The organism is Enterocloster aldenensis, assembly GCF_003434055.1.
GTDB lineage: Bacteria > Bacillota > Clostridia > Lachnospirales > Lachnospiraceae > Enterocloster > Enterocloster aldenensis.
The window spans coordinates 220,426-235,746 of the sequence record NZ_QVEX01000006.1; the positions used below are offsets into that span (position 1 = coordinate 220,426).

Here is a 15,321-nt window from a genome sequence, read left to right on the forward strand (position 1 = left end):
CTAAAAATCCATACGATTGTTTTTAACCTTGAAACTTCCTGCTAAGTACTCTATAATGAAGTTAAATATGCGTTAAGATAAAACATATCATGTAAGAAAGGCGTTATAATGAACAAAGAAACAAAATACCCTTATGTCCTGTTTCATATTAACGGCTCCCTCTATTGCCTGAACAGTCAGTATCTCTCGAAAATCCGCCCTATGCCGGATTATGAAAAAATCCCAAAGGCGCCAGCCAGTATAATGGGGATGTTCCGGCAGGATGACCGTATTGTCACCCTGATGGATTTACGCACCGAGTTAGGCTACCGGTCAATGTCCAGTGAATGTATGGAATTTGAGGAAATGATTGATGCAAGGAAGCAGGATCATCTCAACTGGCTTTCGGAACTTGAACGGTGCATTCAAAAGGACGAACCCTTCCTTCTGGCAAAGGATCCACATCAGTGTGCCTTTGGACGCTGGTATTACAATTTCCACACAGACAATCAGGCCGTGGCATTCCATCTGCGCAAAATAGAAGAGCCCCATAGGAAGCTTCACGAGGCAGCCATTGAAGTGGAAACATGTGCAAAGAACCATGCCCAATGCCATCGTGAAACATGTTTAAAAACCATCCTTAAAAATATAAAAGAAGAAACCGCGCCCGCAATCCTCAAGCTTATGGATGAGACAAAGGATTATTTCCGCACCTCCATTTATAAGGAAATGGTGCTTGTGCTGGACCGCATCAACTGCGGGATTGCCGTGGATGAGATTGCGGGGATTGAGGATCTGGATGAGCTTGGATGGGACGGGCAGGATTACATGCGCGGCCAGTGTCCTTACATACGTAATGTTTTACAAAGCGCCAAATATAAAGGACTTATATTTGAGCTGGACGTTGACTATATTGCCGGGCAGATGGGTGCGGTACAAGCCGCCCTTACAAGTTAAAACACGGACGGATGCACTGCATCCAATACCGGCTATGGGAGCAGGACGTGCGCTTACAGGCGCACCTTGCTCCCTTTTCCATCCCTCTTAGCCAGCTTCAGCCGGTTCATATGGACTTCCTTGCCCTTATAATCAATGACAGGGTTGTCACCAATCAGGTATAATTTCTCCAGTTCCTCATTCTTTGCAAGCTTGATTCCCCTTACGCCCCTGGACGCTTTCTTAAGGACGGATATCTCCTCCAGCGGGAACCGCAGGAACACGCCGCTTGTGGTCTGCAGCACCACTTCCTCCTGTCCCTCCACCGGAAGGATGGATACAATCTGGTCACCGTCCTGCAGCTTGGTTGCCGCAACCATCCGGTTATTGGTCTCAAACTCCTCTGCCGGGACCTGCTTCACCATGGCCATCTTAGTTGCGAACACCAGGGTGGCCCCCTTTAAATCCTGGGCGCATGTGAGATAGACAATGGAATCCTTTGTACCGTCATATTTACTCAGGTTCTCAATGGGCACGCCTTTGTCCCTCAGCTTGCCTGCCGGCACATCCATGGCCTTAATCTGATACAGGCTTCCGCTGGCTGCAAACAGGCATATTTTGTCCGTGTTCAGGCACCGGATCACATGGACCTGCTCCGTGTCAACGGTTTCCTGGTTCCTCTCATAGGTGGACTTGTCAAGAAGCTTGCAGTATCCGAACCGGTCAAGGACAAACACCACCTCCTGGACCTGGACCGCGCTTTCATCGTACACAGCTTCGGGCCCATCCTCAATCAGGGTACGCCTTGGAACGGAGAATTCCTCCTTGATGGCGGCCAGATCATCTTTGATGACCCGGTTCATCTCTTCCCTGCTGCCGAGAATCTTCTTATACTCTGCAATCCGCCTCAAAGTCTCTTTGTGTTCCTTCTCCAGGGCCAGGATTTCCAGGCCGATTAACTTGTAGAGCCGCATCTCCAGGATGGCGGAGGCCTGGCGTTCCGTAAAATGCAGTTTCCTGGCATCCTCCTCAAATCCCGGCGCCTTAAACCTGATGTTGGACACATCGCCGGCTGTCAGGCATGCCTTGGCATCCTTCAGGTTCTTGGACCCCCTGAGGATGGCAATAATCAGGTCGATGCAGTCGCATGCCGTAATCAGGCCTTCCTGCACTTCCTTCTTATCCGTTTCCTTCTGAAGCAGGACATTGTACTTGCGTTTTGTGTTCCCATACTGGAAATCCAGGAAATTGCGCAGGATTCCCTTCAGGTTCAGTGTCTCCGGGCGTCCTCCGGCAATGGCCAGCATGTTTACCCCGAAGGTATCCTCAAACTTCGTCTTCTTATAAAGGATATTCTTGATTTTCTCTATGTCCGCATCCTTGCGCAGTTCCAGCACGATGCGGATTCCTTCCTTGTTGGACTGGTTGGAGATGTCCACCACATCGGTCAGCTTCTTGCTCTCCACCAGGTCAGCAATGTCCACCAGGAACTTATTGATTCCGGCGCCTATCATGGTGTAGGGAATCTCGGTGATGACAAGCTTGTCCTTATCCGCCTTGCGCTTCCCAAGCTCCACCTCCAGCTTGCCGCGCAGCTTTATCTTGCCTGCCCCGGTCTCATAGATGACCGGCAGTTCGCTTTTATTGGCAATGATCCCACCCGTGGGGAAATCCGGGCCGGGCATATATTCCATGAGCTGTTGTGTGGAAATCTCCGGATCATCGATATATGCCCTGACCGCGTCCACCACCTCACCCAGGTTATGGGGCGGGATACTGGTGCTCATGCCTACCGCGATGCCCTCTGCCCCGTTTATCAGAAGGTTGGGCACCCTGACCGGCAGGACCTCCGGCTCCTTCTCCGTCTCATCGTAGTTGGGTATGAAATTTACGGTCTTATCTAAGTCTTTCAGATATACTTCCTGGGCGAATTTCTCCAGACGGGCCTCCGTATACCTCATGGCAGCCGCCCCGTCCCCTTCAATGGAACCAAAGTTGCCGTGGCCGTCCACCAATGCCATTCCCTTTTTAAACTCCTGGCTCATGACAACCAGTGTCTCATAGATGGAACTGTCCCCATGGGGATGATATTTACCCATGGTATCGCCCACGATACGCGCCGACTTCCTGTGGGGCTTATCGTGGTCCAGGCGCAGCTCGCTCATATCATAGAGGACCCGGCGCTGTACCGGCTTTAGTCCGTCCCTGGCGTCCGGTATGGCCCTTGCAGTAATGACGCTCATGGAGTAATTCATGTAGCTCTTCTGCATTTCCTCGCTATATTCTGTCCTTATTATCTTTTCAGCCATGTTATTGTCTTCTCCTTGTCATGTGCACCTGGCAGCAATCCCGGGGCGCCTCGTCTTCCGGCGTCCGGATGCATGTGCTTTATGCGTCAATCTCGGCCTCGTCCGCGTGTTCGTAAATGAACGTGCGGCGGGGAGCCACTTCGCTTCCCATCAGCATCTCTGTTATCTCGGAAGCCATCCTGGCGTCCTCGATTTCCACCCGCTTCAATACGCGGCGTTCCGGGTCCAGGGTGGTCTCCCACAGCTGCTCCGCGTCCATTTCACCAAGACCTTTATACCGCTGGAGGGTAAAATCCCCGGTGTGGGTCCTGCGGTAGCGTTCCAGCTCTTTCTCATCATACAGGTACTGCTCCTCGCCCCGTTTGGGAATCACCTTGAACAGGGGCGGCATGGCAATATACACATGGCCGTCATAAATCAGTTCGGGCATGAACCTATATAGGAATGTAAGGAGAAGGGTGTCGATATGGCTCCCGTCCACATCGGCATCCGTCATCAGTATGATTTTATCGTAACGCAGCTTCGTGATATCAAAGTCATTGCCATATCCTTCCGAGAACCCGCAGCCAAAGGTATTGATCATGGTCTTGATTTCCGCATTGGCAAGTACCTTGTCCATGGAGGCTTTTTCCACGTTGAGGATTTTTCCCCTGATGGGCAGGATGGCCTGATACTTACGGTTCCTGGCTGTTTTGGCAGAGCCTCCGGCAGAATCTCCCTCAACAATGAAAATCTCGCATTTTTCCGCGTCCCTGCTCTCACAGTTGGCCAGCTTGCCGTTACTGTCAAAGGAGAACTTGGATTTGGTCAGCATGTTGGTCTTGGCCTTTTCCTCGGCGCGGCGTATCCTGGCAGACTTTTCCGCACAGCCAATCACGCCCTTAAGCACTTCCACGTTGCGGTCAAAATACAGCTGCAGCTCGTCCCCTGTCACGGTAAACACGGCTTTGGTAGCGTCCGCGCTGGCCATCTTGGTCTTGGTCTGTCCCTCGAATATGGGGTCCGGGTGCTTGATGGCCACGACCGCCGTCATGCCGTTGCGGGTATCCGCGCCCGTGAAGTTGGTATCTTTTTCTTTTAAGATTCCAAGTTCCCTGGCATAACTGTTGATCAGTGCGGTGAACTTGGTCTTAAATCCCGCCAGATGGGTGCCCCCCTCCTGTGTGAAGATATTGTTGCAGAAACCCAGGATATTTTCCTCAAAGGTATCCACAAACTGGATAGCCGCCTCCACCTCAATCCGGTCCACCATGCCCTTAAAATAAATGGGGTCGTGCACAGCCGCCTTGCCTGTATTCAATTCCTTTACATAGGCAACAATCCCCTCCGGCTCATGATAGGTAATCTTCTCGTTCTCACCCGGCCGCTTGTTCTCATAGCAGATGGTCAGCATGGGGTTCAGGTAGGCTGTCTCGTGAAGGCGGCTTTTCAGCCATTCAGCCTTGAACCTGGTCTTCTCAAAGATATCCCCGTCCGGAAGGAAATTAATCCTGGTGCCGGTCTCCCTTGTCTTTCCCACAACGGGAAGCAGCCCGTCCTCAAGTTTGATGATGGGTCTTCCCTTCTCATATTCATCATGGTAAATAAATCCGTCCCTATACACCTTGACGTCCATGTGCTCTGACAGGGCATTAACTACGGAGGAGCCCACACCGTGAAGTCCTCCGCTGGTCTTATAAGCGTCATTATCGAATTTACCGCCTGCATGCAGGGTGGAAAGGACAATCCTTGCTGCTGAAAGTCCCTTTTTATGCATCCCCACCGGGATGCCGCGCCCATTGTCCCGCACCGTGCAGGAACCGTCCGCCTCCAGGGTCACCCACACGCTGCTGCAGTAACCGGCCAGATGCTCGTCCACCGCGTTATCCACGATTTCATAAATCAGATGGTTTAACCCTTTTGAGCCAACCCCTCCTATATACATGCCCGGACGCTTACGTACTGCTTCCAACCCCTCCAATACCGTAATGCTGTCCGCATTATACTGTTCCTTTGCCATTGCAATCCTCCATATCCAATAAGTACATACGTACGTTTCATCTTATAGTATTAAAACATATTTAGATTGTTTTGGCAAGTTTTGGGCGGAGAAAAATTCTCCGCCCAATAAAAAACAGTGTTATTGGAAATTATAACAGCCATTTAACCTGCCCTCAGGTTTTCCTCTTCTTCCATCCTCTCAACAAACCGTTCAGCAAATACTTTACACGAATACGTATGGGTTTGGTATTTTATCAAAATTGATAACCTTCAAAGAGCTTTCACACATATAAATCTTGTTACTGTCATCAAATGATGCCCTTTTTAAGGAACAGATATGCGATTGCAGAACCGGTTGTGTAAAACCTTCTTTCATCAGGAAGAACTCATTATCAGATTTTTCTATGATTTCCCCATCTACCACATTCTGTAAGGCTTTATAAATCTCATCTAATTTTTCCTTTACGAGTACAGATTCAATAATCCCATCCATGATACTATCTTTTGGAGTATCTATCAACAAGCCTTTCAGATGCCCTTCCATAAAATTTAAATTGTAATACTCCGGCAACTGGTCGATGATAAACGGATTATCTATATATATTGCCTGATTTGTAATTGACAGTTCTTTTTTGAAATCCTCACATTCGTTATTTTAAAAAAACAATCCAATCAAACGTCCCTTTATGTTTAATTCCAGCCGTGCTTTTGATTCTTTATGACTTACTTAAAATCATATAAATCTTTTATTTGATTTTCATTTTTGCAAAAAACAAACAAGCCACAACGGAACAATCCCCGCGTGGCTTGACTTTTATAAAGCAGATGACGGGAATCGAACCCGCCTCCCCAGCTTGGGAAGCTGGTGTTCTACCGATGAACTACATCTGCGCAACAAGGATATTATACCATATTTTCCTAATATTTCAAGTCTATTTTTAAATTTTCCTAATTTTTCTAAAAAACAGCCTATTTCCAGGGTTTTCCGGAACGTATTTGGTTTCTTACATTTCTTAAAGCCCCGGGACAGTCCTGAAGCGGATTCCTCCTGCCTCCTGACCTGTCCCGGTCCATGGCACTTACAGCACCTTGTTAAGGAAACTCCTGGTGCGTTCCTCCTTGGGATTGCCAAAGACCTCCTCCGGCGTTCCCTGCTCCACAATATATCCGTCGTCCATGAATATCACCCGGTCAGCCACCTCCCTGGCAAATCCCATCTCATGGGTAACCACGACCATGGTCATGCCATCGGCTGCCAGCTGCTTCATGACCTCCAGCACCTCTCCCACCATCTCAGGGTCCAGGGCAGAGGTTGGTTCATCGAACAGCATGATATCCGGGTTCATGGCCAGGGAGCGGGCAATTGCCACACGCTGCTTCTGTCCGCCGGACAGCTGGCCCGGATACACGTCTGCTTTGTCCGACAGGCCTACCCGTCCCAAAAGCTCCAGCGCCTTTTGATCCGCCTCAGCCTTGTTCATCAGCTTTAACTGGGTGGGCGCCAGGGTTATGTTGTCACGGACCGTCAGATGGGGAAACAGGTTGAAATGCTGGAACACCATACCGATGTTCTCACGTACCTTATTGATATTGGTATTGGGGTCGGATATGGGGTGTCCATCCACCACCACTTCCCCGGAGGTTATTTTCTCCAGCCTGTTCAGACACCTTAAAAATGTACTTTTGCCGGAACCGGAAGGGCCTATCATACACACGACCTCCCCTTCCTTTATCTCAATGCTGATGTCCTTCAAAACTTCCAGGTCACCAAAACTTTTCTTTAGCTGCTTTACAGTAATCTTATTTTCCATAGGACACTCTCCTCTCCACATATTTTGCCACCCTGGACAGGATGGTGCAGATGACCAGATAAAATATGGCCACTGACAGGTAAATCGGCATGACCATGGAGGATGCGTTGGCCGCTATGATTTTGCTGTTCTGTGTCAGTTCCCTTGGTCCGATGACAGATATGAGGGATGTGTCTTTTAAGGAGATGATGAACTGGTTGATAATCGTCGGCAGCATGGTTCGGAATGCCTGGGGCAGGATTACCTTGCGCATGGCTTTGCCGTAGGACAGGCCAAGGCTTCTGGCCGCCTCCATCTGCCCTTTGTCCACGGCTTCAATACCTCCTCTGATAATCTCCGCCATATAGGCGCCCGCATTCAGGCTCAGGGTCACACAGCCGGCAGAGAACGCCCCTCCTATCATATTCCACTGGAATCCATAAGGCCGCAGCATGCTTCCCACGCCATAGTACATGATGAATACCTGTACCAGCAGCGGCGTCCCTCTTATGATGTCAATGTAGATATTGGCAATGAATTTGAGCGCCTTAAAGTCAGATACCTTAAACAATCCAAAGATAACCCCCAGGATTGTGGCGAAGAACAGCGAAATGACCGTCATCTGCAACGTGACGCCAAGGGCCTTGAAAAACGACGGGTAATACTGGGTTAATACATTAATAATCTGCATACTATCATCCTTTTCTCTTTTTCATCTGCCGGTAACGGCCGTCAGATCCACGGGCCGCACCAGACTCATCCTCCGGTTTTGGGCCGGCTGCCTGTTATAGCCAAATTTAAAGCACTTAAGCCAGTCTTTTTGGATAACTGCTTTAAATTTATCCATAACCTTTTTGCACATTCAGGCGCCGGCCCCTGTTTCCAGGACATGTGTCATGCCCTGACAGGAACCGGCGCGCATCTGCCGCACAGGGGCGGCCATCGTGCCCCTGATTATTTCGCAATGTAGGTACTTAAGATCTTATCGTATGTACCGTCTGCCTTGATGTTCTCCAGTCCCTTGTTGAACATCTCAACCAGTTCAGGATTCGCGCCCTTCAGGGTTGCAAAGCCATAGGAGGAACCTTTCTCCATCGGGGTGGGAAGGGTCAGGCCAAGTCCCCTGGAAATCTCATATCCGATGACAGGATAATCCTCAAAACAGGCAACTGCTTCCCCGCCAAGAACTGCCTGGTACATATCAGAAGAGCTCTCAAACTGTGTTACCTCAAAACCATACTGGTCAGCAATGGACTCAGCAAACGTGCAGCCTTCCGTACCGATCTTTGCAGCCACGTTCTGCCCCTTTAACTGGTCATAGGTGGTGATGTCGGAGCCCTGAAGCACTGCCATTCCCACACCGGAATCATAGTATGGCTCAGAAAAGTCATACTTTGCAGCCCTCTCATCGGTAATGGACATGCCTGCTATGACACCGTCGCACTCCCCGGCCTCCAGTGCTGTTACTGCTGCGGAGAATCCAACCGGAATCACCTCATACTCGAATCCCTGGTCCTCGGCAATGGCCTTCAGGATATCCAGGTCAATCCCCACCATCTCGCCCTTGTCATTCTCAAACTCAAACGGGGCAAAGGTTGTATCTGTGTTAATCACATACTTCTTGCCTGCTGCTGGCGCGGCTGCATCGGTTCCTGCCGCAGCAGTGTCTTCTGCCTTTGCTGCAGTCGTGTCAGCCTGGGCCTCTGTTGCAGCAGCGGTATCGGCTGCCGGTTTGGACCCGCATCCTGCCATTGAAAGGGCCATAACTGCTGCCATTGAAAATGCCATGATTTTTTTCATAATGATTTCCTCCTCTAACAATTAAAATAAGGGTGACTTTAATACATCATGTCGCCCTTGACTTGTGATGCACGTGCATCATGTTTATTTACTATACCACAAAGGAAAAACTAAGTCAACTTATTGTGGCTATCACAGTGAAAAAGTTGTGGTATGATAATAAGAATCCATTTCCAGCCCCGAGGGATCCTGTGACTTATGATAGGGGGACCATCAAATCCCGCGGACAGGGAATTTTTCCACGATCCGTCCTGTGTGGTACGCCTCCAGAAGCATTTCCAGATCCACGATTTTTGCCCTTAGCTGGCATCCGATATCCGTGTCGCCCACAAGCTTCCGGTTTGAGACACGCTTGATGATGATACTCTCCGAATGGATGTCGCTCTCCTTCTCAATGGCTGCCTCCGTTGACTCAAAGGGTTCATGGGCAGCCAGGATCAGCCCATAGGAATTATAAATCAGCGTATAGCCTGCAATCCCTGTTTCTTTTTGATATGCCTTTGAGAATCCTCCGTCAATGACCAGGACCCTGCCATTGCATTTGACCGGATTTTCCCCATTTTTTGACTTAACCGGCACATGCCCGTTGATGATATGTCCTTCCTCCTCGGACAGGCCGAATTCCCTGAGGATCCTCCGAGCCGTATCTTCCTCCTCCAGCAGGCTGTAATAAGGATTCTTCTTTTCCCTGTGGGTCTCCTTGTCTGCCAGGAAATACCGCTCAAAGGTAGCCATCTTGTCCTTTCCAAACAAAGGCGAGTTCTCATGGAGCCAGATATACCAGCAGATATCCCTGCCCTTTTTTCTTTCCTCGCCGTCAATGGCCACAAAGGCCTGGCGCACATAGCTGTCAAGGCACTCATAAAGCGCCTTTCCTTTGCATTTTCTCCCATATATTTCCACCTCTTTAAAGCTGCCGTCCTCATTTAGAGGAATGCAGCCGTGGTAGAGAAGGTTTCCGTTATATACCTTGTAGAGATTTCCCTTGGCCAGCAGGAAGCGCATATGCTGCTGCAGCTTTTCACAATTCCTGAACGCATTGACAAGACGTTCCATGATAAGCTCCTCTTCTGCCGTCAGCCGGTAAGGGTCCTGCGGGTCCACGGTGGGGAAATGGCTGTCCAGCATCTCATATACCGTGCCATTCAGACAGATGCTGCCAGTCCCATAATCCACCAGATGAAGCAGGTTCCTGCTTTCCAATTGGAATTCGGGATGCTCCTTTGCCAGCTGCCCCTCCACCTTAAACTGTATGACGGAGATGGCCTTGTGCATCTTGATGTTCAGTTCAGTTTCGCTGGGACTGCATGTATTGGTCCCTTTGAGCGCGAAACAGGTGCAGGGGTCGTCCCCGTACATGTCCAGGGAAAATGTGGCCAGAGGCAGCAGGTTAATCCCATACCCCTCCTCCAGGATATCCAGGTTGCCGTATCTTGCGCAGATACGGATCACATTGGCAATACACCCCTTCTGCCCTGCCGCCGCGCCCATCCAGAGCACATCGTGGTTTCCCCACTGGATGTCCAGGGAATGGTAGGACATCAGCTTGTCCATGATGATGTGGGGTCCCGGTCCCCTGTCGTAAATATCCCCCAGGATATGGAGATGGTCCACAATCAGCCGCTGGATCAGTTCACTGAGGGCCACGATGAATTCCTTTGCCCTCCCCACCCGTATGATGGTGGCCACAATGGCGCTGTAATAGGATTCCTTGTCCCTCACGTCCACCTTTTCCGTAATCAGTTCTTCAATCACATATGCAAATTCAGGCGGCAGGGCCTTGCGGACTTTGGAGCGGGTGTACTTGCTGGCCGCCCGCTTGCTCACCTCAATCAGGCGGTACAGGGTAATCTTGTACCAGTCCTCCTTGTTATGTACCTGCTTTAATATCTGGTCCATCTTTTCCCTCGGATAATAGATAAGGGTTGCAAGGGTCTGCTTGTCCTGGCTGCTTAAGGTATTGCCGAACACATCGTTGACCTTGCGCCGTACTGCGCCGGAACCATTCTTCAGCACATGGGAAAATGCCTCATACTCCCCATGGATATCTGTAAGGAAGTGTTCCGTCCCCTTTGGAAGGTTCAGGATTGCCTCCAGGTTGATCACCTCCGTGGATGCAGCCGCAATGGTAGGATACAGCTCGGACAGCCGCTCCAGATACCTTGTTTCAAGGTCGCTCATATGTTTTTCCTCCTCCCTGTTAAAAAAAGCCTGCCCCCTCATGACAGGAGGGCAGGCCCTAAAAATACTCCGCGCCCGGCACAGGCAAAGCTTGCGTCACTCCGCCCCGTCCCGGCCGATGTATATCTTATCTTCCTCATTGATATGGTCCAGCTCCATATAATCTTCTGTCCGCGGGGACAGATCCTTCTTTTTCAGGTTATTGCTCACATAAGCGGATACCAGCCTGTATATGACCGCAAATGCAGGCACGCCGATGATCATTCCCACAAAGCCAAGAAGCCCTCCAAAGAGCAGGATGGAAAACAGGACCCAGAAACTGGGAAGTCCCGTGGAATCCCCCAGGATCTTCGGTCCCAGGATATTGCCGTCAAACTGCTGCAGTACCAGGATGAATATAAGAAAATACAGGCACTTCATGGGGCTTATCATCAGGATCAGGAAGGCGCTTGGAACCGCTCCGATAAAGGGTCCGAAAAAAGGAATGACATTGGTCACGCCGATAATCACGCTGATAAGGAGCACATAAGGCATCCCCATGAACTGCATGGCAAAAAAGCACATGATTCCGATGATCAGGGAATCCAGCAGCTTTCCTGTGATGAACCCGCCAAATATACCGTGGGCAAACCGCACCTCGCTCACAAGGCGGTTGGCATCCTTGAGTTTGAGGACGCTGTATACAATCTTCTTGGACTGTGCCGACAGGGTATCCTTGATATTCAGGAAATACACCATGACAATCACGCCAATCAGTATGTTCTTCACAACGGTAACCACACTTAAAAGCCCGGTGGACAGCTGTCCTATAATCATGGACATGTTGGGAACCAGCTTTTCCGTCAGCCATTTCTGGAACTCAGCCACGCCCTGCTCATAGTAGGGCATGACGAACTGTTCAAAATCCTGATTGTCTTCAAACAGCTTGTTCATCCACATGGTTAGGTTGTTGATATACTCGCCGATACTCTCCTGCAGCCTGAGGATGCTTTTGTAAATCTCCGGAATGATCATCCGGAACAGGCCTGCCACAATGACAACCAGCACGATAAGGCTCACCAGGGTAGCGATGCCCTTGGCAATCCGGTCCGCAATGGACGGGTCCTTTACGGCCTTGCCCAGCTTCTGGTTTGTATATGACCTGGTTTTATTGTAGATGGGCAGCATCAGATATGCCAGCACCGCCCCATATATAATGGGCATTAAAATGGATGCAATCTTGCCAAGGGCTCCGGATACCAGTTCGAACCTGGAAAGGAAAAATCCAAATGCCACGCTGAGGGCAATCACCGCCAGGGCCGTTGTCCCCCAGTACATATAGTTTTTAAATCTCGGGTTTTTCATGTATTCTGCTCCTATGCTTAAAGTATTCCGTCATTCTGCCAGGTCATACACCTGACTCAAGATTTAGTATAGCATAAGCAGAAGGTTCCAGCAATTGGGTTTTGTCAAACCATGGGATTCCAGGAGGATTTTCACGCAATATTAACATCCGTTGAAAAACAGTGGTAAGGAAATGTACACAAACAAGGGGTTTTGTGGTATGATAAGGGATACCAATGAATTGAGGTGTAGAACATGTCTTACATTATAAAAATGGCCCTGGACATCAAAGCACGTTTTGAGCCGCCTGCGCCCATAACCTCCCCACTGGAGGCATACTGCGCCATCGGCACCATTGCAAAAGCCATGAAACTGGATATGCCTGCCAGGAAGGACACGCTCTTTGATATGCGGGCCCAGTTAAATACCGATATAGGCGGCGATGAGCCCGCGGATGAACGCATCGGCAAATTATACCGTATCCTGATGAATTTCATCCGCAACGATGAGACAACGGACCAGATGATGGAATATGTCACATATGGATATGAACATGAAGCATAAAAGAATCAGGAGGTAACTGGGATGGAATATAAAGTAATCTTCCATATTGATGAGAATGCCAGGTGGCAGATGCTCCTTGGTAACGTGGAGAACCTTCTTGGGGCATTAGGGTCCGGGCACATGACCGTGGAGGTTCTGGCCAATGGTGAGGCCGTACAGAAGTACGCTGCCGCCCTTCCGGGACGTGATGATGAAGCGGACCAAAGCCTGGCTGCAAAGATGGCATCCCTGCACCAGGAGGGCGTGACTTTTGCCGCATGCAGGAATGCCATGAGGGCCAACCATCTCACAGAGCATGACTTACATCCCTTTGTCGTGACGGTTCCTGCCGGCGTCATGGAACTGGTGACGCGGCAGGCCCAGGGATATGCGTATATCAAGCCGTGATGTGGGATGATTCCGGGGCCGGGCCTGCTCTAAGGCTGATTCCAGAGCCGAATCTGCACCGTGGATGATTCCGGGGTCAGTCCGGCTTCGGGGCTGTTTCCTGCTCTTGGGCCGGCCCTGCCAGTAATCAGCCTGAACCTTGCTCAATCAGTAGATTTCCCTCTCAACATCCAGTATCCCTGCTTCCGTATTCTGTGCCACAAACCTTTCAATCTCTTCCTGGATGCTGTCTGCCTGTGCCTGGTGTGCAGCCACAGCAGCCAATCCTATGACGATGATCTGATGTATGTCCTGCTCATCCACTTCGGCTGCCGAAACATTAAATTTATTCCGCAGTTTTGCAAGCAGGCTTTTCACAACCACCCTCTTTTCTTTCAGCGAATGCACCCACGGTGCATGAAGCCTGATTCTTAACGCTAATATTGTCATCTCCTATCCCCCTTCATACCAAGAAATATACCGGCGGCCGAAACAAAGAACAAAGGCGGCACCTTTGCCAGCCGGTAGACCAAAAGCAGGCTAATATGATTCAGTCCTATGAACAGTTTATCAAATATGTGTACTTCCGGCAACAGGAGCGGTACCAGGATACTGGCTGCCGATATGATATAAAAAACCAGAAGTCCAATGGATATCCCCAATACGGTCCTTCTTACCCATCCCTGTTTTATCCTGATATCCCCCAACAGGCCCATTATGTTCATAAACGTGATTGTGCCTGCAAAGAAACAGACCGGGCCCAGGATAAGCGTGGACAGGAAACGTGGCCGGGCGTCATAATAGCGCTGGGCTATCCTCTCCGTCCATTCCCTTGTGAAGACATAAATCAGGGTCCCGGCCAACGTCAGGATTCCCCATAAAATGGCTTTCCGAATATACTGTTTCCTCTGCGCCTGTTTTACCTCAGCAATATCCTCTTCCTGGCGGCGTCCATATAAAACCATGAGGATATCCGTGTCAAAGGCGCCTGCAATGGCTTCCAGTGTTTCAATATCAGGCTGGCTTTTACCGTTCTCCCAATTGGATACAGCCTGCCTTGTAACATGCAATAGCCCTGCCAGATGTTCCTGGGACATCTTTTTCTGTTTTCTCAGGTTCCTTATATTTTTCCCTATGCTGCTCATCATGATTCCTCCCGGCACACTGTTTTATGTATTAAACATACCACAGAATGCCTGGTATGGTCACGCAACAATTCATTGCAGGACCGAAACTCCCATTATTTTACCCCTGATTTTATTGTGTAAAAGCTTAAAACACACTTAAGAGGAATCAATATAATAATCACAGAAGCTGCTGATGTGTTATACTACTATATACTGAACGAGCATAGGGACATAGCCGATCTGAGAAGTCAAGGCGGAACCTGCAAAGCCAATGTCCTGCAATTTCCTTTAAAAAGGAGTATAAAAATGAAATCTTTTTCACAGTATAAATTCATTCTTTTTATGTGTATCATTGTATTAATCATTGTATTAATATTTCAAACAGGATGTATCGGCGATTCACCAAAAAGCACGATGCCCCCCAACACAACGCAAGACACCAAAATGACAGAGATGAATCTCACGCAAATCCAAGTTGGGGATTATTCAAGTTTACTCGGTACTTGGAAGGAAATAGCTTATGCAGATAACCCGTTTGACGGAACAGGACTGCAGTGGCATACGGGTAGGTCTGATACGGTTTCCTCTACCCTCTCTGTATCAACGTACAAAATAGATTTTAATGAATCTGCTATGATTATTCAAGGAAATGCGCTTACGGACGGTATGGGTTCCCATCTTCTATCATTTGTAAATGATGGAAATTCACTTGACGCTTACGCTGATTCAACTAACGTCATCTACTGGAATATCACATTTTACCCAAAAGGAGCAGCAAATAATCTAGAGCCCAATAATGGTGTGCAAATTGACAACACTAAAAATATCATTGTTGTCTTGTATAGCGGTATGCAAGCCCTAACAGTTTTTGTGCAAGAATAGCAAACGAATCCTGTTCATTTCAGAAAATCCGTCTGTGACATATATTGAATCTATAGTGCCAGTTTATCTTTCATAACATTTAAA

The 15,321-nt window shown here is 49.1% G+C and carries 15 protein-coding genes and 1 tRNA gene; 4 read left to right on the plus strand and 12 right to left on the minus strand.

All coding sequences use genetic code 11. The features are described from left to right. The first annotated feature begins 108 nt into the window (after nt 1-108). Entirely contained in the window at nt 109-936 is an 828-nt protein-coding gene (locus DWX59_RS14520) for a CZB domain-containing protein (RefSeq protein WP_117559931.1), read from the plus strand. A gap of 53 nt (nt 937-989) precedes the next feature. Here DWX59_RS14520 and DWX59_RS14525 read toward each other — a convergent pair whose 3' ends face one another. The 10 genes from DWX59_RS14525 to DWX59_RS14565 all read right to left on the minus strand — a co-directional run bounded on the left by DWX59_RS14525 (nt 990) and on the right by DWX59_RS14565 (nt 12,319). After that, entirely contained in the window at nt 990-3,224 is a 2,235-nt protein-coding gene (locus DWX59_RS14525; RefSeq protein ID WP_117559932.1) for a DNA gyrase/topoisomerase IV subunit A, read from the minus strand. Nucleotides 3,225-3,303: 79 nt separating this feature from the next. Continuing rightward, nucleotides 3,304-5,223, minus strand: a complete 1,920-nt coding sequence (locus DWX59_RS14530; RefSeq protein ID WP_117559933.1) for a DNA gyrase/topoisomerase IV subunit B — start codon at nt 5,221-5,223, stop codon at nt 3,304-3,306. Nucleotides 5,224-5,427: 204 nt separating this feature from the next. Beyond that, on the minus strand, nt 5,428-5,748 hold the full coding sequence (locus DWX59_RS14535; protein ID WP_117559934.1) for a hypothetical protein: 321 nt from the start codon (nt 5,746-5,748) through the stop codon (nt 5,428-5,430). A 276-nt stretch (nt 5,749-6,024) separates the two neighbouring features. Then, a tRNA-Gly gene (locus tag DWX59_RS14540) sits at nt 6,025-6,095 on the minus strand. Nucleotides 6,096-6,283: 188 nt separating this feature from the next. Further along, complete coding sequence (locus DWX59_RS14545; RefSeq protein WP_117559935.1) at nt 6,284-7,015, minus strand: amino acid ABC transporter ATP-binding protein; 732 nt, start codon at nt 7,013-7,015, stop codon at nt 6,284-6,286. Next, nucleotides 7,005-7,685, minus strand: a complete 681-nt coding sequence (locus DWX59_RS14550; protein WP_040380512.1) for an amino acid ABC transporter permease — start codon at nt 7,683-7,685, stop codon at nt 7,005-7,007. Before DWX59_RS14550 ends, DWX59_RS14545 begins: the two co-directional genes overlap by 11 nt. Nucleotides 7,686-7,706: 21 nt before the next feature. Continuing rightward, nucleotides 7,707-7,841: a hypothetical protein gene (locus DWX59_RS29635; RefSeq protein ID WP_268878110.1), complete on the minus strand. Its 135-nt coding sequence runs from the start codon at nt 7,839-7,841 to the stop codon at nt 7,707-7,709. Between the two features lie 107 nt (nt 7,842-7,948). Further along, the gene (locus tag DWX59_RS14555; protein WP_117559936.1) at nt 7,949-8,794 is read right to left on the minus strand and encodes a transporter substrate-binding domain-containing protein; all 846 of its coding nucleotides are present in this window, start codon (nt 8,792-8,794) and stop codon (nt 7,949-7,951) included. A 213-nt stretch (nt 8,795-9,007) separates the two neighbouring features. Beyond that, nucleotides 9,008-10,975, minus strand: a complete 1,968-nt coding sequence (locus tag DWX59_RS14560) for a fructose-1,6-bisphosphatase (RefSeq protein ID WP_117559937.1) — start codon at nt 10,973-10,975, stop codon at nt 9,008-9,010. A 96-nt stretch (nt 10,976-11,071) separates the two neighbouring features. Continuing rightward, nucleotides 11,072-12,319, minus strand: coding sequence for an AI-2E family transporter (locus DWX59_RS14565; protein ID WP_117559938.1), 1,248 nt, complete (start codon nt 12,317-12,319; stop codon nt 11,072-11,074). Between the two features lie 234 nt (nt 12,320-12,553). Between DWX59_RS14565 and DWX59_RS14570 the strand changes: the two genes are divergently transcribed. Further along, complete coding sequence (locus tag DWX59_RS14570; RefSeq protein ID WP_117559939.1) at nt 12,554-12,862, plus strand: DUF3837 family protein; 309 nt, start codon at nt 12,554-12,556, stop codon at nt 12,860-12,862. Between the two features lie 21 nt (nt 12,863-12,883). Next, entirely contained in the window at nt 12,884-13,249 is a 366-nt protein-coding gene (locus DWX59_RS14575) for a DsrE family protein (RefSeq protein ID WP_117559940.1), read from the plus strand. A gap of 147 nt (nt 13,250-13,396) precedes the next feature. On the opposite strand, the gene DWX59_RS14580 is transcribed toward DWX59_RS14575, so the two are convergent. Both DWX59_RS14580 and DWX59_RS14585 read right to left on the minus strand, forming a co-directional pair. Continuing rightward, nucleotides 13,397-13,678, minus strand: a complete 282-nt coding sequence (locus DWX59_RS14580; RefSeq protein WP_117559941.1) for a DUF503 domain-containing protein — start codon at nt 13,676-13,678, stop codon at nt 13,397-13,399. Further along, on the minus strand, nt 13,675-14,376 hold the full coding sequence (locus tag DWX59_RS14585) for a helix-turn-helix domain-containing protein (protein WP_117559942.1): 702 nt from the start codon (nt 14,374-14,376) through the stop codon (nt 13,675-13,677). Before DWX59_RS14585 ends, DWX59_RS14580 begins: the two co-directional genes overlap by 4 nt. Before the next feature lie 285 nt (nt 14,377-14,661). Here DWX59_RS14585 and DWX59_RS14590 point away from each other — a divergent pair, with 285 nt between their 5' ends. Next, entirely contained in the window at nt 14,662-15,237 is a 576-nt protein-coding gene (locus DWX59_RS14590; RefSeq protein WP_117559943.1) for a DUF6287 domain-containing protein, read from the plus strand. Nucleotides 15,238-15,321: the final 84 nt, after the last annotated feature.